The organism is Streptomyces sp. NPDC054842 (genome assembly GCF_053611025.1).
Genome location: NZ_JBSGZN010000080.1, coordinates 1 through 19,533, shown reverse-complemented (window position 1 = coordinate 19,533; position 19,533 = coordinate 1). Strand labels below are relative to the sequence as shown.

Sequence of the window (19,533 nt, the reverse complement as noted above, 5' to 3'; positions counted from 1 at the left end):
ATGTGTATAAGAGACAGGTCCTGTCCCGCCGGCGGGACAGGACAAGTCCGCGGGTCGTGTGCGCCTCCACGGGGCCGGAGTGTCTTGAACCGCCGCCGCGCCTGCGTGACCGTGGAGGTGACGACGTGACGGGCGCAGCGTGACAGAGGGGGACGACGTGGGACACGCCGGCATGGACACGGATGTGGTGATCGCGGGCGCCGGGCCCACGGGCCTGATGCTCGCCTGCGAACTGCGGCTGGGCGGTGCCGACGTGGTGGTGGTCGAGCGGCTCGCCGAGCGGTCGGGCGAGTCACGGGCCGGCGGGATCCACTCCCGCACCCTGGAGGTGCTGGACCAGCGGGGCATCCTCGACCGTTTCCTCGCCGAGGGCTCCCTGCAGCCGGTGGGCCACTTCTCCGGCCTCTACCTCGACTTCGACGAGTCCGAGTCCCGGCACCCCTATCCGCTGATGATCCTGCAGTCCGCCATCGAGCGGCTCCTGGAGGAGCGGGCGGAGGAACTCGGCGTACGGGTGCGCCGGTCCTGCGAGGTGGGCGCGCTCCGGCAGGACGAGAGCGGCGTGAGCGCCGAACTGGACACCGCGCACGGGCCCGACACGCTGCGGGCCCGCTATCTGGTGGGCTGCGACGGCGGGCGCAGCACCGTGCGCAAGCTGGCCGGCATCGGTTTCCCGGGCACCGAGGCGACGATGACCGCGCTGATCGGCGACGTGGAACTGCCCGAGCTGCCCGAGGAGTACGTGTGGGTGCGGCGCACTCCCGGCGGTGACTACTCGGCGATCGCCTTCGAGCCGGGCTGGTACCGGGTGATCACGTCCGAGTTCGACCGGGTCGCGGGCCGCGACGAGCCCGCCACCTTCGACCAGTTGCGGGAGTCCCTGGTACGGGTCGCGGGCAGCGACTTCGGGATGCGCAACCCCCGTTGGGTCTCCCGGTTCAGCGACGCCGCACGCCAGGCCGACCGGTACCGGTCGGGCCGGGTGCTGCTCGCGGGCGACGCGGCGCACATCCACTTCCCGGCCGGCGGGCAGGGACTGAACATGGGTGTGCAGGACGCGGTCAACCTCGGCTGGAAGCTCGCCTCGGTGGTGAGCGGTCAGGCCCCGGAAAGCCTGCTGGACACCTATCACGCCGAACGGCACCCCGTCGGGGAGCGCGTGCTGCACAACACGCGGGCGCAGTCGGCGCTGGTGCGGCCCGGCCCGCAGACGGACGCGCTGCGCGAGGTGTTCAGCGCCCTGATGGTGTTCGACGACGTCAACCAGTACCTGCGTCACCTTCTGACGGCGCTGGACCTGCGCTACCCGATGGACAGCGGGCATCCGCTGGCGGGACGCAGGGCGCCGGACGCCGACCTCGATGGGTACGAGGGCGCCGAGGGGGTGCATGAGCTGCTGCACGCCGCCCGCCCCGTCCTGCTGGACCTGCGCGGCAGCACCGAGGTCGCCGTGGCCGCGAAGGGCTGGGCCGACCGTATCGACCTGATCGAGGCGCGCAGCGCGGACGAGCACTGGCCCGTCCCGGCGGTCGGTGACGTGCCCGCTCCCGACGCGCTCCTGATCCGGCCCGACGGCCACGTCGCCTGGGCGGCCGCCGGGGGCGTACCCGACACCTCCGGACTGCGTACGGCGCTGGCCACCTGGTTCGGGCCGCCGCTGCAGGGATGAGACCACCTCCGAGACCGACCGCCGGCCCGGGGCACGGGCGCCGCTCGCCCGGCCCCTACGAAGGGATGCACCGACAGTGACCAGCACGTGGTTCCGACGCTTCGCCACGGCCACGGGACACGGGCCGCGGCTCGTGTGCTTCCCGCACGCGGGGGGCTCCGCGACGGCCTTCAAGGACCTGCCGCACGCCCTGCCGGGGCACGTCGACGTGGTGTCCGTGCAGTACCCCGGGCGCCAGGACCGCTACCGCGAGGAGCCGTTCACCGCCCTCACCGCGCTCGCCGAGGCGGTCGCCGAGGAGCTGGCCGGCGAACTGGCCGCGGGCGGCGCGCGGCCGTACGCCCTGTTCGGTCACAGCATGGGCTCGCTCGTCGCGTTCGAGACCGCGCGGCTGCTCGCCCGGGACGGACTCCCGGGCCCCCAGCGGCTGTTCGTCTCCGGCCGGGGCGCGCCGGACACCCCCAACGACATCCCCTACCACCTCTACGACGACGCCGACGTGCTGGCCGACGTGCGCAGGCTCGGCGGCACCGACCAGGCCATGCTGGAGGACCCCGACATCCTGGAACTGGTGATGCCTGCGCTGCGGGCCGACTACGGGGCCCTCGGCACCTACCAGTGGCAGGCCGGGGAGCCGATCACCGCCCCGGTGACGGCCCTGATCGGGGACAGCGACCCGATGGTGAGCGAGCGGCAGGCCCGGACGTGGGCCGCGCACACCACCGGCGCGTTCGACCTGAAGGTCTTTCCGGGCGGTCACTTCTACCTCTTCGACCACCTCGCGGAGGTCGCCGCCGCCCTCACCGAGGGGCTGCTCACCGGGGCGGCCACGTCCTGACCCGCCCGCCGGGCCGACGGGTACGGAACACACGGCAGGCCCCGCCCACGTTCTTGGCGGGGCCTGCCGGACGTCGGTCGCGACCGTCGCGACGGCCGGTGTGACAGCCGCGGACACTGCCGGTGTGACAGCCGTGGACGCGGCCGGTGGACCGTCGTGGTCAACGGCCGGTGGACAGCCGTAGCCGCGGCCGGTGTGACGGCCCGGTCGCGGCCGGTGGACGGCCGTGCGCGCGGCCGGTGTAACGGCCGTGGCCGCGGTGGCGCTGATACCGCTGTGCGCGCGGACGCGGCCTCCCGCGCCGGGCCGGTCCGAGGGGTCGGGACGCGCGGCCACGGCAACCCCGGGGCACGGCGCTGACCTGGGCTTCAGTGGTTCCGCCACCGTCGGACGACGGTATTCGGGGCGCTCGGAACCCCTGATTCCGCGGCCGGGACGCCGGGCGGCGAGCCCGGTGATCGGGTCGTACAGATTCCGTGGAGATTACGCCACCGAAACTTACCGAGGCGTAAGTAATCTGTCCGCCCTCTTCCCCATGTGCGCGCATTTCCTCGACTGACCTGTGCGTACGGCGCGTCCTCCCGCTCCTCGGCCCCCCTCCCGCCCGCTGCCGGGGTGGGGTAGCTTTCACGGCGCTGTGCCGAGCGCCACAAGGAGCGGGTTTGCGCGAGTTCACCAACCCTCCGCCGGCGTCGCCGCCGCCGGTGGGCGGTCTGGCCGACGTCGTGTTCGACCATGCCTTGGAGGACCCGCTGCGCGTCGCCCTCGGCCGCAAGGACGAGCAGGGGCAGTGGCGTGACGTGACCGCCGCCGAGTTCCGCGACGAGGTGCTGGCCCTCGCCAAGGGACTCCTCGCCCAAGGCGTCCGGTTCGGCGACCGCGTCGCGATCATGTGCCGCACCCGGTACGAGTGGACGCTCTTCGACTACGCGCTGTGGACGGTCGGCGCCCAGGTCGTGCCCGTCTACCCGACCTCGTCAGCCGAGCAGGTCTTCTGGATGCTGCACGACGCGCAGGTCGCGGCCGTCATGGTCGAGCACGAGGACCACGCGATGACGATCGCCACCGTCGTGGACCGGCTGCCGCAGCTGCACAAGCTGTGGCAGCTCGACGCGGGCGCCGTGCAGGAGCTGTACGAGGCCGGCGCGCACCTCGACGACGAGGTGGTGCACCGGCACCGGCGCGCGGTCACCCCCGAGTCGGTCGCCACCGTCATCTACACCTCGGGCACCACCGGCCGTCCCAAGGGCTGCGTGCTCACCCACGCCAACTTCATGTTCGAGGCGGACACCGTCATCGACCGGTGGGAGCCCGTCTTCCACTCCCGGCGAGGCGACGAGGCGGCCACGCTGCTGTTCCTGCCGCTCGCGCACGTCTTCGGTCGGATGGTGCAGGTCGCCGCGGTCCGGGGCCGGGTCAGGTTCGGACACCAGCCGCAGCTCAACGCGGCGGCCCTGCTGCCCGACCTCGCCGCCTTCCGGCCGACCTTCTTCCTCGCGGTGCCGTACATCTTCGAGAAGGTCTTCAACGCGGCCCGCCGCAAGGCGGAGAAGGAGGGCCGGGCGGGCGCCTTCGAGAAGGCCGTCGACATCGCCGTCCGCTACGCCGACGCGATCGAGGCGAAGGCCTGGGGCATCGGCCCGGGCCCGTCCGCCGCCCTGCGGATGCAGCACCAGGTCTTCGACAAGCTCGTGTACGCCAAGGTGCGCGCGGCGATGGGCGGCCGGGTCAGGCACGCCATGTCGGGCGGCTCGGCGATGGACCGCAGGCTCGGCCTGTTCTTCGCCGGTGCCGGCGTCACGATCTACGAGGGCTACGGGCTCACCGAGTCCACGGCGGCGGCCACCGCCAACCCGCCCGAGCGCACCCGGTTCGGCACCGTGGGGCAGGCCATCCCGGGCACCACCGTGCACATCGCGGACGACGGGGAGATCTGGCTGCGGGGCGGCAACGTGTTCCAGGGCTATCTGAACGACACCAAGGCCACCGACGCCACCCTGCACGACGGCTGGCTGGCCACCGGCGACCTCGGCTCCCTCGACGAGGACGGCTATCTGACGATCACCGGCCGCAAGAAGGAGATCCTGGTGACCTCCGGCGGCAAGAGCGTCTCGCCCGGGGTCCTGGAGGAGCGGGTGCGCGACCATCCGCTGGTCGCCCAGTGCATCGTCGTCGGCAACGACCGGCCGTACATCGCCGCGCTCGTCACCCTCGACTCGGAGGCCGTCGAGCACTGGCTCCAGATGCGCGGCAAGCAGCAGATGACCCCGTCGGAGCTGGTGCGCGACGCCGATCTGGAGACCGAGGTGCGGCGCGCGGTGGTCGCCGCCAACACGCTGGTCTCGCAGGCGGAGTCCATCCGTACCTTCCGGATACTGGCCCACCAGTTCACCGAGGAGCAGGGCCTGCTGACGCCTTCCCTCAAGTTGAAGCGGAAGGCCATCGAGAAGGCGTACCTCTCCGAGGTCGAGGCGCTGTACCGGGCCTGACGCGGGCGGGGTGGGTGCCGGGCGGTCCCGGCCCTTCGCCGGAGGACGGCCACCGTTCCCGGGCCTGCTTCCTCCCGTCCGTCGTTCCGCTCCCCGGCTCGGCGGGCGGCGCGCGGGCGGCTCGTACCGTCCCGCACGCCCCGGTGCCACGGGGGCGGCGGCCTCGTACCACCGCGCACGCCCCGGGCCTCGCTCCTACTCCCTGGCGCCGATCGCGTCCGCCGGACGCGCCCGCAGCATGAGGCGCGCGGGGAGCATCGTCCCGGCCACCGTCAGCACCGCCGTGGAGCCGAGCACGGCCACCCAGCCCAGGACCGGCGCCGTCGGCAGCGGTCCGCCGGTCAGCGCCGTCGCGACGAGCGCCAGGGGCGGCACGGACGCCAGGACGCCCACCACGGCGCCGACGGCGACCACCGTCAGGCTCTCCCCGCGCATCATGCCGAGCACCTGCGAACGGGTCGCGCCGGTCAGCCTGAGCAGGGCGAACTCACGCCTGCGGACAAGGGTGTTCATGGCCTGGGTGTTCACGACGGTGATGGCCGTGTAGCCGATGATCAGGCCGACCACCACGTAGTTCACCCAGGCCGTCGCCCGCTGCTCCTCGACCTGGTCGCCCGCCCCGAGGGCGTCGCCGAGGACCGTGCCCGGGTAGTTCTGGGCGAGCGCGGTGAGCCGGCGTCCCGTGTCGGTGGCGCCCGGCGCCGAGCGGACCAGGACGGACTGGTCCACGCCGTCCGTGGTGTGGGACAGCAGCAGGTCGTGGTCGAAGGTGAGGTCGGCGAAACCGGACCCCCTGCCGTAGAGGGCGATCACCTTCCCCTCGAACGCCGTGCCGTCCCCGAGGCGCAGGTGCGCGCGGTCGCCGACGTCCAGCCCCAGCCACGACGCCGCGGTCGTACTGAGGGCCACCGTGTCCGGGGCGAGGGCGGACAGGTCGCCCTCGCGTGCGTCGAGGTCGAGCGTGCCGGCCAGCGCCCGGGGCTCGACGCCCTGCGCGCTCAGCGACACGGTCTCCTGCTCCCCGAGCATCGAGCCCACGCCGACGACCTTGGAGCGCACCACCCCCGTCGCGGCCTTCACGCCGGGCAACTCCGCTGCCTCCCGCGCCAGTTGGGGGGACACGCCGGAGGGTGCGGTCAGGACGCGGTCGGCGACGGTGCCGGAGCGGACCTGCTCGGCCGCCTCGTCCAGCTGCGTGGTCTGGGTGAACACCACCGTCGCCGCGAAGGAGACGGCCAGGACGAGCGGAGTGACGGCGCCGGCCGTCCGGGCCGCCGCGCTGCGGGAGTTGGCCGCGGCGAGCCGGCCGGCGACACCGGTCCGGTGCAGCAGCGGCGTGAGCAGCCGGACCGCGGTGCGGGTGAGCAGCGGGCCGAGCACGGCGACGGTGACGGCGAGGAGCAGCACCAGGGAGTTCGCCAGTCCGACCAGGGTCAGGAAGTCGGCCCGGTACCCGAGACCCAGACCGAGCACGGCCACGGCCAGGACCAGGAGCGCACCGCCGGTGACGGTGCGCCCGCGGCCGAGGCGGGCGGGTTCGACCGCCGCCTCCCCCAGCGCCTCGGTCGGGCGGACGCGGGCCGCCCGCCGGGAGGCGACGAAGCCGGCCGTCACGGCGGTGGCCGTCGTCGCGGCGACGGCGGCCAGGAACGGCAGCGGCCCGATCACGGGCCGGAAGTCCGGCGGCACGATGCCCCGGCCGGCGAACTGCGCACTGAGCCAGTGCACGACGCCCACCCCCAGCGGGCAGCCGAGGACACCCGCGACCAGGCCCGCCGTCGCCGACTCCGCGGCGATCATGCGGTGCAGCTGGCGCGGTGTGGTGCCGATCGCCCGCAGCAGCGCGAGTTCCCGGCGGCGGTGGCGGAGCGCCAGGGAGGTGGTGGCGCACAGCACGAAGACGGCCACCAGCAGGACGTTCCCGCCGATGCCGGTCGCCAGCTCGACCACGTTCGCCGCGCCGACGGCCAGGTCGGTGAACTCGGCCCGGCCGCGGTCGTCACCGGCGTACACGGAGACGGACCGGCCGGTCAGCGCGCGCTCGATCCGCGCGGCGACCCGGGACGGCGGGACACCGGCGGCGGTGACCACCCCGAAGGCGTCCGCCTGGCGGGCGGTGCCGGGGTCCAGCCGGTGCAGCGCGGGGTCGGCGGCGAACAGCACCGACTGGCGCGGGGTCCGGCCGCCGTCCAGGGTGACGAGCCCGGACACGTGGAAGGCGACCGGGGTGCCGGACGTCATGAGCCGTACGGAGGAGCCGGCCCGCAGGCCGCTGCGGGCGGCGAGGTCGGAGTCCAGGACGACCTCGCGGGCGCCGTGCGGCGGGCGGCCCGAGGCGAGGCGGAAGCCGCCGAGCGGCAGGCCGTCCCAGTTGTGCAGCCGGGGCGACGCGCCGTTGCGTCCGCCGACGGTCCGGTCGCCGTCGAGCAGCCGGACCGTGGTGCCCCGGTCCGCCGTCACGGACGCGACGCCGTCCACGGCGGCGAGGTCGTCACCGAGGGAGGCGGGCAGGCGGAGCCGCTCCGACAGCGGCCGGGAGCTGCGGTAGGTGGAGCCGTCGGCGGACTTCACGTCGAGTTCCGCGCGCTGCCGGCCGGCGACGATCAGCGACGCCTTCCCGTAGCGCTCCGGCGGCTGGCCGGACCGCAGGCCGGACTCCAGCAGCACACCACAGGCGCTGACGACGGCCGCGGCCAGCATGAGGGCGATGAAGCTCGCGGCGAAGGCACCCTTGCGGGCGCGCAGGGTCGCGAGGGCGAGGCGCAGCATCAGCGGGTCCTCCGCAGTTCGGACATGGCGTCCCTGACCTGGTCCGCGGTGGGGTGGTCGAGGTGGCGCACCACGCGTCCGGCGGACAGCAGGACGGCGCGGTCGGTGTGCTGGGCCGCCACCGGGTCGTGGGTGACCATGACGACGGTCTGGTGCAGGTCGGTGACCGCCTGGCGGAGGAGGAGCAGGATGTCCTGCGCGGTGTCGGGGTCCAGGGCGCCGGTGGGCTCGTCGGCGAAGACGACCTCGGGCCGGGTGATCAGCGCCCGGGCGATCGCCACCCGCTGCTGCTGTCCTCCGGAGAGTTCGGCGGGCCGGCGGCGCAGCAGGCCGGTGAGGCCGACCCCGTCCGTGACGCTCCGCAGCGAAGCGCTGTCGGCGGCGGTCCCGGCCAGCCTCAGGGGCAGGGTGATGTTCTGCTCGACCGTGAGGGAGGGCAGCAGGTTGAACGCCTGGAAGACGAAGCCGACGCGGGTCCTGCGGTACTCGGTCAGCCGGGTCTCGTCGAGTTCCCCGAGGTCCTGTCCGTTGAGCTGCACGGTGCCGGACGTGGGCCGGTCGAGTCCGGCGGCGCAGTGCAGGAAGGTGCTCTTGCCCGAGCCGGAGGGCCCCATGACGGCCGTGAAGGTCCCGGGGGGTATCCCGGTGCTGACGTCGTCCAGGGCGACGGCCGACGAGTCGCCGTGCCCGTAGCGCTTGGTCACGCGGGTCAGTCGTACGGCGCTGCCGGTCGTCTCGAGGGGGGCGGGCGCCGTTGTCCTGCGGGTGCGTGCTCCGAGCATGGGGTCCTCGCTGGGTGGGGGTGGGTGGTACTCCGAGTCCATCGCCCGGAGAGCGCCGCGGCCTCCGTCCCCGTGTCGAACCGGCGCCTCCGCCGGGCGGCGGAGGGGGGCGGGCGGGCTCGGCCGCCGGGAGGAGGTGCCCCGGGGAGCCGCCCCGGCCGACGGGGGCCGTCTCCTCCTTGGGGAGGGGGTACCAGGGAGGAGCGGGGCGGGGGCGGCTCCACCCTGGGGACGGCCGGCCGGACGGTGCGCCGCCTTAATGTGGAGGCATGAAAGCGATGAGCTCCCCGGCCGGAGGCGGCCTGCCGGCCGCGCTGGCCGACACGGGGCTGGCCGTCCTGGCCGCGGGCGGCTGCCTCGCGCTGCCCGCGCTGATTCCCGCGGACGGTCCCCACCTGCGGTCCCCGGACGCCTGGTGGCTCGTCCTCGTGCTGCTGACGGCGCTGCCGTTCACCGTGCACCGCAGGCTGCCCCTGGCGGGTCTGCTGGTGACGGCGTCGGCGGCGAGCACGCTCCAGGCGCTGGAGTACGTGCCTCATCTCGCGGGACCGGACGGCACGTCGATCGGACCCACGTACCTGGCCGTGGCGACGGCCGTGTTCCTCACCGCCGCGCGCCTCGGCCCCCGGGTCACCACCCTGGTGGCGGCGGTGTTCATCCCGCTCGACTCCCTGCTGGAGGCGCTGCTCGCGCCCGCGGGGCACCGGATCACCGCGTTCCTGACCGTGGCCGTGCTCCTGCTGGCCGCCTGGGCGCTGGGCCGCCTCGCGCGGGCGCGGGCCGCGATCCGGGACGAGGCCGTGGAGCGCGCGGCCGCGCTGGAGCGGGAGCAGGCCGCCAACGCCCGGGCGGCGGTGATGCACGAGCGGGCCCGCATCGCCCGCGAGCTGCACGACATCGTCGCCCACAACGTGAGCCTGATGGTCGTGCAGACGATCGCCGCGGACCGGGTGCAGGACCGCACGCCGGCGAAGGCGCACGAACTGCACGCGGCCGTCGAGCAGACCGGCCGGGCCACCGTCACCGAGCTGCGGCGCCTGCTGGACGTCCTGCGCACCGACGAGGAGGCCGGCGCCGACCCCTCCAAGGAGCCGCCGCAGCCGACCGTCGACGCGCTCCCCTCCCTGATCGAGTCGGTGCGCGCCGCCGGCCTCGACGTCGACTACGGGACGACGGGGTCGGCGGTCCCCCTGCCGGCCGGCACCCATCTGACGGCCTACCGGGTCGTGCAGGAGGCGCTGACGAACACCCTGAAGCACGCCGGCTCCACCCGCGCCCGGGTGCGTCTCGCCTGGGAGGACGGGCCGCGGCGGCTCACCCTGCGGATCTGCGACGACGGCCGGACCGACGCCTCGCCGCCCGTCCGGATCCCCGCGGCGACCGCCCAGGGGACCGGGCACGGGCTGGTCGGCATGCGGGAGCGGATCGCCGCCGTGGGCGGCACCCTGCACACCGGGCTGCGGCCCGGCGGCGGCTTCTGCGTGCACGCCGTACTCGAACTGCAGTGATCCGGCACGGCAGCACCCCGACGGAGGAACCGAACCGTATGCGCCCCATCACCGTTCTGCTGGCCGACGACCAGCCCATGATCCGGACGGGCTTCCGGCTCATCCTGGAGGCCGAGGGGGACATCGAGGTCGTCGCGGAGGCGGCCGACGGCCGGGAAGCCGTCGCCGAGACCGCGCGGCACTCCCCCGACGTCGTCCTCATGGACATCCGGATGCCGCACATGGACGGGGTGGAGGCCACCGGCCTCATCGTCCGCGACAACCCGTCCACCCACGTCATCATCCTCACCACCTTCGACCTGGACGCCCACGTCGTGGACGCGCTGCGGGCCGGGGCGAGCGGCTTCCTGGTGAAGGACGGACCGGCGGACTCCCTGGTGGAGTCGATCCGCACGGTGTCCACCGGCGACGCCGTGCTCGCTCCCCGCGTCACCCGCCGGCTCCTGGACCGCTTCGCCGGCATGCCCTCGGACACGGCGCCCGCGGTGCCGCCGCGGCTCGACGTGCTGACGGCGCGCGAGCTGGACGTGCTGCGCGCCCTGGCCCGGGGGCTGTCGAACGCGGAGATCGGCCAGGACCTCGGTATCGGGGAGACGACCGTGAAGAGCCATGTCGCGCACATCCTGGAGAAGTTCCGGCTGCGCGACCGGGTGCAGGCCGTGGTCCTGGCGTACGACTGCGGGCTGGTGGCCCCTCGTACGGTCCGCCCGGCCGATCCCCGCTGAGCGGCCCGCGCCCGCTCGCCGACGGGCGTTTCGGGCGGGTCGCGTGCCGCGCCCCCACCTCTTCGGAGCCATTTCCGGCCAATATCCGGTTCTCATCGCTCATCCCCGAGCGTTTTGGGCGCTCAGGAATGCATCACGCGCTGTGATCGTTGACGATGGGAGTACCACCCGACGAACTGAAGGATCGAGAGCTCGTGAGCAAGGTCCCCCCGATCATCCTGAACAACGGTGTCGAGATGCCGCAGCTGGGCTTCGGCGTCTGGCAGGTCCCGGACGACGAGGCGGAGCAGGCCGTCACCACGGCGCTGGAGGCCGGGTACCGCAGCATCGACACCGCGGCGATCTACGGCAACGAGGAGGGCACGGGCAAGGCGATCGCCTCCGCCGGCGTCCCGCGTGCGGACCTCTTCGTCACCACCAAGCTCTGGAACAGCGACCAGGGGTACGACTCCACCCTGCGTGCCTTCGACACGTCCCTGGAGAAGCTCGGCCTCGACTACGTGGACCTGTACCTGATCCACTGGCCGCTGCCGTCCCGGGGCACCTACGTCGACACGTACAAGGCCTTCGAGAAGATCCACGCGGACGGCCGCGCCAAGGCCATCGGTGTCTCCAACTTCCTTCCGGAGCACCTGGACAAGCTGATCGGCGAGACGTCCGTCGTCCCGGCCGTCAACCAGATCGAGCTGCACCCGCACCTCCAGCAGGGCGAGTCGCGGGAGTACCACTCCCAGCACGGCATCGCCACGGAGGCCTGGTCCCCGCTCGGCCAGGGCAAGGGCCTGCTGGAGGTCCCGGCGATCGTGGCCATCGCCCGCAAGCACGAGCGCACGCCGGCCCAGATCGTGCTGCGCTGGCACCTCCAGCTCGGCAACGTCGTCATCCCCAAGTCCGTGACCCCGTCGCGCATCCGGGAGAACATCGAGGTCTTCGACTTCGAGCTGGACGCCGAGGACATGGCGGCGATCAGCGCGCTCGACGAGAGCCGCCGCATCGGCCCCGACCCGGCCTCCTTCGACGTCGTCTGAGAGACGGCACGTCCTGACGGACGACGGGACCTCACCCGGCGCCCCGTGAGCGGAACACCTCGGGCGGGCACCCCGGCTTCATCGCCGGGGCGCCCGCCCGCCGCGTTGTCCGGGCACCGGCGGACGGCCACCGGACCGGACGGTCACGCCGTTCACGGAGCGCGACCGGTGTCCGGGCGTCCGGTGCCGTCAGGCCGCCTTCACCCCGACGTGCACGGTCTGCGCCGTCAGCAGGAACAGGTCCGGGCGGTGGTGGACGCTCGCCTGGTCGTCCGGGTCGAGGAGCCGGTCCAGGGTCGCCAGGTCCTCGGCGCCGAGACCGCCGGCGAGGCCCTCCCGGCGGCGGGCCAGCGAGGCGGCGACGTAGGCGCGGCCCTCCTCGGACAGCGGCGCGGGAAGGTCGAGCAGGAAGGTGCGCGTCGCCACGTGCCGCAGGCCCACGGCGGTGAGCAGCGCGGGCCAGTCCTCCGTCTCGGCCACCGCGCCGGGTAGCTCCCCGCGCATCTCCTCGAACCCGTGCTCGTGCACGGCGTCCATCCGTGCTTGCAGTCCCGGGCGGCCGACGCCGATGGCGCGGGGCAGGAAGCGCGGGGCCAGTCCGCCCTCCAGCAGGGCGAGGGTGCCGCCGGGGGCGAGGCTTTCCGCGAATCCGGCGAGGGCGGCCCGCTGGTCGCCCACGTGGTGCAGGGACCGGCTCGCCCACAAGAGGTCGGCCGGGTACTCCAGCTCGCCGAGTCCGTCGGCGAGGTCGGCCCGCAGGGTGCTGAAGCGGTCGGTGAGGCCCCGGTCGGCGGCGCGGGCCCCGGCCCGGTCGAGGAGCGCCCGCGCACTGTCGACGGCGACGACACGCGCGCGCGGGAAGGTCTCGGCGAGCAGGCACGAGATGACCCCGGGGCCGCTGCCCGCGTCCACGACGAGCCCGGGTTCGGGCTGCATCTCCCGCAGCCAGGCGGCGGCGCTCGCGTAGAGGGGCGTGAAGAGTTCCGCCTCCCGCTCCAGCAGGGGCAGCAGCTCGTCGAAGTCCGTCGAGGTGTGGTCGTGGCCGGACGGTCCGGCGTGGTGGTGGGCGTGTGCCAGGTGTGCGCGCGTCTCGTTCGGCATGGGGACAGCGTGCTCCGCCACTCCCGGAAACGGCCAGTCGTGTTGCGCCAACGGCAAAAAACGCGTCGGAGTGGACGAGATGGTGCCGATGCCCGGCAGAGAGGCGGTCCGCCAGGGGCCGGGCCGCGCGGGACACGCGGCCGGCTCCCGGCGGACCCGTTCACCCGGTGACTACAGCGCCGGGTACGCGTTCTTCATGAGCTCCTGGAACTGTGCCGAGAACCAGTGACCCGACACCGGGGCGTTCGGCAGCGCGCCGGACATGTTGTTGTTGTTCCGCGGGTTGCCGGTGTACGTCGGGTCGCACATCCGGTCGAAGCCCTTGCCCTCGTCGTTGTCGATGGCGGTGCTGGAACCGTCGGACTCCCCCGGGGGCTTCATCCACACGTAGGCGTCGATGCCGGCCGCCGGTGCCGCCTGGGGCCGTTCGCCGAGGCCCGCGCCCGCCTGGTTGCACCAGTTGCCGAGATGGATGCGCCGGTCGTAGCGGCCGCCGTTGACGTAGGTGTCCACGCTGGTCGTCGCGCCGGGTCCGGTGGGCCGGGCGGTGCCGCCCCAGCCGTTGCGGGAGGTGTCGATCAGCATGCCGAGCTTGGAGTCGAAGCCGATCGAGACCAGTTGGTTGCGCATGGCCTGCGCGTACGACAGCTCGTCGACGTAGCGGTTCCAGTCGATCCACTTCGACGTGCGGACCGAGGCCCCGTTCACGGTGTCGTTGACCGTGAAGTGGTTCTCCTTGAGGGCGCTGTAGTTGGCGGTGTTGACGATGAAGCCGTGCACGTCGGCGACCGTGGCGCCCTCGGCGGTGGCGGCCTGCTTGAAGAGGTCGGCGGACGGGCCGAAGTTGTCGTCCCAGCCGAGCCAGCCGTGGTGTCCGGCGTCCACGTAGTTGTAGACGTTGGGCACGTCACCGAGCTTGTTCAGCGCGTAGCCGACGCCCTTGATGTAGTTGCCGTTCGCCTTCATGGTGTCGCAGTTGGGGGTGGCGGTGGCCCGCGGCGTGACGTTCGTGACCAGGTTGGGCAGCGAGTCGATCTCGACGGTGGTGACGATCCGCAGTCCCGCGTACTTGCCGTCCTTGAGGATCGCCGCGATCGGGTCGATGTACTGCGTCTTGTACTTGTCGATCTCGGTCGGGCCGAGTTCGCCGTTGGAGGCGAGGGCGGCGCAGTCCCGGCCGGGCAGGTTGTAGATGACCAGCTGGACGACCAGTTCGCCGGAGCCCTTCTGCTTCAGGGCCTCGTCGAGGTGGTCCCGCAGCCCCATGCCGCCGCCGGTTCCCCCGATGGCGGCGATCCGGTCGAGCCAGACACCGGTCGGCTGGTTGGAGATGCGGCTGCCCCCGGGCTCGGCGGCGGCCTTCGCCGCCCACTCCGGGTTCACGTACACCTTGGCACCGGCGTACGGGTTGTCGGCGCGCCCCGACGGCTCGGGACCCGGGCCGGGATCCGTGCCGCCCCCGCCGTCCACGTTGCAGGTGACGCCGTCGAGGGTGAAGGCGGCGGGCAGCGCGTTGCTGCCGCTGTACGAGGCGTTGAAGCCGAAGCTGACCGAACCGCCGTTGGCCAGCGTGCCGTTGTAGCTCTCGTTGGCCGCGGTGACGGCCGTGCCGCTCTGGCTGAGCTTGGCGTTCCAGCCGGAGGTGACCTTCTGGTTGCCGGCGTACGACCACTTCACGGCCCAGGAGGACTTGGCGGCGCTGTGGTTGGTGACCGTCACGGCGGCGGTGAAGCCGGTGTCCCACTGGTTCTGCACCTTGTAGTCGACGGTGCAGGGGACGGCGGCGGGGCCGATGTCCCCGGGGACGGCCGCCAGTGCGGTGCCCGAACCGCCGGCGACCAGGGCGAGTGCCGCCAGTAAAGCTGTTCTTGTACGGCTCATGTGCGGGTTCCTATCCGTTGAGGGAGCGCAGGTGGTCGCGCAGCCCGGTGCCGTAGGACGTGGGTGTCCCGTCGTAGTCGGTGATCAGGGAGGGGCCGGAGGAGCAGTCCCAGGTGTTCCAGGTCCAGCCCAGGTAGGACTGGCCCCGCGCGTCGAACCAGGCCATGACACGGTCGACGAAGGAGTGGGCGCAGGTGTTCTCGCCGATCTCGCCCGCCACGAGCGGGACCCGCTCGGCGACGGGGGCGAGCGTGGTGTTCCAGCAGCTCTCGCTCGCGCAGGAGTTGAAGTTGTAGACGTGCCAGGCCGCGGCGAGATTGCCCGCCGGGTCGCTCGGCCGGTACGTCAGCCACTGGCTCAGGTCGTTCGCGTACGCGAGACCGCCGGCCAGGATGAGGTTCCTGGCGCCGGTGCCGCGGACGGCGTCGACCAGATCTTGCATCCCGGCGACCTCGTAGCCGATGCCGGGGCAGGTCCCGCCGTCCCGCCAGCAGGTCCACGCCTGGCCGGCGGTGGACGTCGCGCGGTCCGGATAGGGCTCGTTGAACAGGTCGAACGCCACCGCCGGGTCGTCCTTGAAGGTGCTCGCCACGGACGCCCAGAAGGCGGGTGCGTACCGGGCGTCCGGCATCGGTTTCTGGCAGCTGGCGTGCACGTCGGAGCAGCCCGCCGAGTTGCCGGTGTACTGACCGTACGACCAGTGCAGTTCGAGCACCGGTGTCATGCCGTGCGCCTCGACCCTGGACACGAGGTCCTGGACCGCGGCGACGTAGTCACCTCCTCCGTAGCGGGGGTCGACGTTCGAAAGTCCAAGCCAGCACTCCTCGTTGAGCGGGATGCGGACGGTGTTCGCCTTCCAGTCGGCGATCGCCTTCACCGAGGCGTCGTCGACCGGGCCGTCGAAGATGCCACGGCCCTGCACGCACATGAACTCGCCGCCGGAGCGGTTGACGCCGAGCAGCCTGCGGGTGCGGCCGTCGGTGTCGACGAGCTTGTTGCCGTCGACGTGCAGTGCGGGCGGCGCGCCGGAGGGCGGCGGCTGCGTGGGCGACGGAGTCGGTGTCGGCTCCGTGTCCGTGTTGCACAGCGTGCCGTTGAGCCGGAAGGCGGTGGGCGCCGGGGCGCCTCCCGTGGAGGAGGCGAGGAAACCGGCGCCGACCTCGGCTCCCGTGGCCAGCGAGCCGTTCCAGCTCTCGTTGGACGCGGTGACGGTCGAGCCGGACTGGGACCACTTGGCGTTCCAGCCCTGGGTGACCTTCCGGCCGTCGGACAGCTCGAAGGTGAGGGTCCAACCGCTCACCGGTGCGCTGTTGTTGACGATGCGCACGGCACCCTGGAAGCCGGTGTCCCACTGGCTGGTGACGGAGTACTCCACCGTGCACGCGGGTGCGGCTCCTGAAGCCGTGACGACCGGCGCGATCGCGGTCCCGAGGAGGGCGACCGCGACGCCGGCCACTGAAAGTGCCAAACGCGGGGGGTGTCGCATGAGCGACTCCTTGCAGTTCGGGCACGTCGTGTTCGACGCGTCGACTGATGGAACCGCTCCCACTGGTGCCGAAGAAGGTAGCGGCAAGTGACGCCGAAGAACAGAGGGGCCGCACGGTCGGTCCATCGAATCAATTCGACTCTTCAAGCACCTTGACCCCCCACACGCCCCTCCCCACTATGGGAGCGCTCCCACTGGTTCAAGGCTTGTTGCTCCTCCCCCACTTCTCCGAGCCGCAAGGAGGAATCAGCACATGCACTCCAGACCCGCACGCCGCACCGCGCGGCGGATGTGGACCGCCGTCGCGGCGGCCCTGGCACTGCCGCTCACGATGCTCGGCACCGGCACGACCACCGCACAGGCCGCCGCTGTCCAGTGCAGCGTCGACTACAAGGCCAACGACTGGGGTTCGGGCTTCACGGCGGATCTGACGCTGACCAACCGCGGCTCCGAGGCCATCAGCGGCTGGACCCTGACGTACGCCTACACGGGCAACCAGTCGCTCACCAACGGCTGGAACGGCACCTGGTCGCAGTCGGGCAGGTCGGTCACCGCGAAGAACGCCTCCTGGAACGGGACGATCGCCGCCGGGGCCGCCGTCACCACCGGCGCGCAGTTCACGTACAGCGGCACGAACACCGCGCCGACCTCCTTCGCCGTCAACGGAACGACCTGTGCCGGCGCGCACCGGCCGCCGGTCACCGTGCTGACGTCCCCCACCGCGGGAGCCGTCTACACGCAGGGCGACCCGGTTCCGCTGGCCGCCACCGCAGCGGCGGCGGACAACGCGACCGTCAGCAAGGTCGAGTTCTACGACGACACGACCCTGCTGGGCACGGACACCAGCTCCCCGTACACGCTCTCCACGAGTTCGCTGGCGGCCGGCAGCCACTCCCTGGTCGCCAAGGCGTACGACAGTCTCGGTGCCTCGGCGGACTCCACGCCGGTCGGCATCACCGTGGCCTCCGGACCCTCCGTGGTCGCCTCGCCCGCCCAACTCGGCGTGCAGCAGGGCAAGTCCGGGACGTTCGACGTGAAGCTGTCGACGCAGCCGAGTGCGAACGTCGCGGTCTCCGTGGCCCGCACCGGCGGGAACACGGGCCTGTCCGTGACGGGCGGCTCCTCGCTCACCTTCACACCGTCCAACTGGAACACGGCACAGAAGGTGACCGTCACCGCCGACTCCTCGGGCACCGGTGCGGCGACCTTCACGGCCTCCGCGACCGGCCACACCAAGGCGACCGTCACCGTGACGCAGCTGGCCGCGGCCAAGGAGTACGACGCCCGGTTCCTGGAGCTGTACGGCAAGATCACCGATCCGGCGAACGGCTACTTCTCCCCCGAGGGCATCCCCTACCACTCGGTCGAGACACTGATCGTCGAGGCGCCGGACCACGGGCACGAGACGACGTCGGAGGCGTACAGCTACCTGATCTGGCTGCAGGCCATGTACGGGAAGGTCACGGGCGACTGGTCCAAGTTCAACGCCGCGTGGACGATCATGGAGAAGTACATGATCCCCACGCACGCCGACCAGCCGACGAACTCCTTCTACAACGCGTCCAAGCCGGCGACGTACGCCCCCGAGTACGACACTCCGAACGAGTACCCGGCCAAGCTCGACAGCGGAGTCCCGGTCGGCCCGGACCCGATCGCCGCCGAGCTGAAGAGCGCGTACGGCACGGACGACGTCTACGGCATGCACTGGCTCCAGGACGTCGACAACGTCTACGGCTACGGCAACGAACCCGGCAAGTGCGAGGCGGGCCCCACGGCCACCGGTCCCTCGTACATCAACACCTTCCAGCGCGGTCCGCAGGAGTCCGTCTTCGAGACGGTCCCGCAGCCGACCTGCGACGCGTTCAAGTACGGCGGACCCAACGGCTATCTGGACCTGTTCACCGGGGACGCCTCCTACGCCAAGCAGTGGAAGTTCACCAACGCCCCCGACGCCGACGCCCGCGCCGTGCAGGCGGCCTACTGGGCCGACGTCTGGGCCAAGGACCAGGGCAAGAGCGGCGAGGTGTCGGCGACCGTCGGCAAGGCCGCCAAGATGGGCGACTACCTGCGCTACTCGATGTACGACAAGTACTTCAAGAAGATCGGCAACTGTGTGGGGCCGTCGGCGTGCCCGGCCGGCACCGGCAAGGACGCCTCGCACTACCTGATGTCCTGGTACTACGCGTGGGGCGGCGCCACCGACACCTCGGCCGGCTGGGCGTGGCGCATCGGCTCCAGCCACACTCACGGCGGCTACCAGAACCCCCTGGCCGCCTACGCCCTCAGCGCGAACGCCGATCTGAAGCCCAAGTCGGCCTCGGGGCAGGCGGACTGGGCCAAGTCGCTCGACCGGCAGCTGGAGTTCTACCGCTGGCTGCAGTCGGACGAGGGCGCCATCGCGGGCGGCGCGACCAACAGCTGGGGCGGCCGGTACGCCACCCCGCCGGCCGGGACGCCCACCTTCTACGGCATGTACTACGACGAGAAGCCGGTGTACCACGACCCGCCGTCCAACCAGTGGTTCGGCTTCCAGGCGTGGTCCATGGAACGCGTCGCGGAGTACTACCAGCAGACGGGCGACGCGGACGCCAAGGCCGTGCTCGACAAGTGGGTCGACTGGGCCCTGTCCGAGACGACCGTCAACCCGGACGGCACCTTCCAGGTCCCGTCCACGCTGAAGTGGTCCGGGAAGCCCGACACCTGGAGCGCGTCCAGCCCGGGCGCCAACAGCGGGCTGCACGTCACCGTCGCCGACTACACGAACGACGTCGGGGTGGCGGCCGCCTACGCCAAGACCTTGACGTACTACGCCGACCGGTCCGGTGACACCGAGGCGAAGACGACGGCGAAGGCGCTGCTCGACGGCATGTGGGAGCACAACCAGGACGCCCTCGGTGTGGCCGTCCCGGAGACCCGCGCCGACTACAACCGCTTCGACGACGGCGTGTACGTCCCGAGCGGCTGGAGCGGCAAGATGCCGAACGGGGACACGGTCAACTCCTCGTCGACCTTCGCGTCGATCAGGTCGTTCTACAAGAACGACCCGGCCTTTTCGAAGATCGAGAGCTATCTCGCGGGCGGCGCCGCGCCCGTGTTCACGTACCACCGGTTCTGGGCCCAGGCGGACATCGCACTCGCCATGGGCTCGTACGCGGAGCTCCTCGAATAGCCCCGCTCGCTCCGCGTACCGAGGCCCCGCCCGCCGTCCCACGGCAGGCGGGGCCAGGGCCGGGCGGTCCCTCGCCGCACCGAGGGAC

General features: G+C 72.4%; 12 protein-coding genes. 7 read left to right on the top strand and 5 right to left on the bottom strand.

Features of this window, described 5'->3' with window-relative positions; genetic code table 11:
- The first annotated feature begins 172 nt into the window (after positions 1-172).
- From ACWGIS_RS35210 to ACWGIS_RS35200, 3 genes are all read left to right on the top strand, one after another.
- Positions 173-1,669 carry an FAD-dependent monooxygenase gene (locus ACWGIS_RS35210; RefSeq protein WP_453366580.1) on the top strand — a complete coding sequence of 499 codons (1,497 nt, stop codon included), beginning with the start codon at positions 173-175 and terminating at the stop codon, positions 1,667-1,669.
- Between the two features lie 76 nt (positions 1,670-1,745).
- Positions 1,746-2,507: a thioesterase II family protein gene (locus tag ACWGIS_RS35205; RefSeq protein WP_453366579.1), complete on the top strand. Its 762-nt coding sequence runs from the start codon at positions 1,746-1,748 to the stop codon at positions 2,505-2,507.
- Between the two features lie 662 nt (positions 2,508-3,169).
- On the top strand, positions 3,170-4,996 hold the full coding sequence (locus ACWGIS_RS35200; protein ID WP_453366578.1) for an AMP-dependent synthetase/ligase: 1,827 nt from the start codon (positions 3,170-3,172) through the stop codon (positions 4,994-4,996).
- A gap of 195 nt (positions 4,997-5,191) precedes the next feature.
- Here the strand turns inward: ACWGIS_RS35200 and ACWGIS_RS35195 are convergent, their stop codons facing one another.
- Together ACWGIS_RS35195 and ACWGIS_RS35190 are read right to left on the bottom strand one after the other, a co-directional pair.
- A complete protein-coding gene (locus ACWGIS_RS35195; RefSeq protein WP_453366577.1) occupies positions 5,192-7,765 on the bottom strand; it encodes an ABC transporter permease in 2,574 nt (857 codons plus the stop codon).
- Positions 7,765-8,547, bottom strand: coding sequence for an ABC transporter ATP-binding protein (locus ACWGIS_RS35190; protein ID WP_453366576.1), 783 nt, complete (start codon positions 8,545-8,547; stop codon positions 7,765-7,767). Before ACWGIS_RS35190 ends, ACWGIS_RS35195 begins: the two co-directional genes overlap by 1 nt.
- 269 nt (positions 8,548-8,816) lie before the next feature.
- On the opposite strand from ACWGIS_RS35190, the gene ACWGIS_RS35185 reads away from it, so the two are divergent.
- The 3 genes from ACWGIS_RS35185 (at position 8,817) to ACWGIS_RS35175 (ending at position 11,808) form a co-directional block, all read left to right on the top strand.
- Entirely contained in the window at positions 8,817-10,055 is a 1,239-nt protein-coding gene (locus ACWGIS_RS35185; protein WP_453366575.1) for a sensor histidine kinase, read from the top strand.
- Between the two features lie 38 nt (positions 10,056-10,093).
- On the top strand, positions 10,094-10,780 hold the full coding sequence (locus ACWGIS_RS35180; RefSeq protein WP_453366574.1) for a response regulator: 687 nt from the start codon (positions 10,094-10,096) through the stop codon (positions 10,778-10,780).
- Positions 10,781-11,016: 236 nt separating this feature from the next.
- Positions 11,017-11,808 carry an aldo/keto reductase gene (locus ACWGIS_RS35175; protein ID WP_453366581.1) on the top strand — a complete coding sequence of 264 codons (792 nt, stop codon included), beginning with the start codon at positions 11,017-11,019 and terminating at the stop codon, positions 11,806-11,808.
- A 189-nt stretch (positions 11,809-11,997) separates the two neighbouring features.
- On the opposite strand, the gene ACWGIS_RS35170 is transcribed toward ACWGIS_RS35175, so the two are convergent.
- The 3 genes from ACWGIS_RS35170 to ACWGIS_RS35160 all read right to left on the bottom strand — a co-directional run bounded on the left by ACWGIS_RS35170 (position 11,998) and on the right by ACWGIS_RS35160 (position 16,276).
- Positions 11,998-12,909, bottom strand: coding sequence for a class I SAM-dependent methyltransferase (locus tag ACWGIS_RS35170; protein ID WP_453366573.1), 912 nt, complete (start codon positions 12,907-12,909; stop codon positions 11,998-12,000).
- 171 nt (positions 12,910-13,080) lie between these two features.
- A complete protein-coding gene (locus ACWGIS_RS35165) occupies positions 13,081-14,790 on the bottom strand; it encodes a glycoside hydrolase family 6 protein (protein WP_453366572.1) in 1,710 nt (569 codons plus the stop codon).
- Between the two features lie 10 nt (positions 14,791-14,800).
- The gene (locus tag ACWGIS_RS35160; RefSeq protein WP_453366571.1) at positions 14,801-16,276 is read right to left on the bottom strand and encodes a cellulose binding domain-containing protein; all 1,476 of its coding nucleotides are present in this window, start codon (positions 16,274-16,276) and stop codon (positions 14,801-14,803) included.
- 253 nt (positions 16,277-16,529) lie between these two features.
- On the opposite strand from ACWGIS_RS35160, the gene ACWGIS_RS35155 reads away from it, so the two are divergent.
- Positions 16,530-19,445, top strand: coding sequence for a glycoside hydrolase family 48 protein (locus tag ACWGIS_RS35155; RefSeq protein WP_453366570.1), 2,916 nt, complete (start codon positions 16,530-16,532; stop codon positions 19,443-19,445).
- The last annotated feature ends 88 nt before the right edge of the window (positions 19,446-19,533 follow it).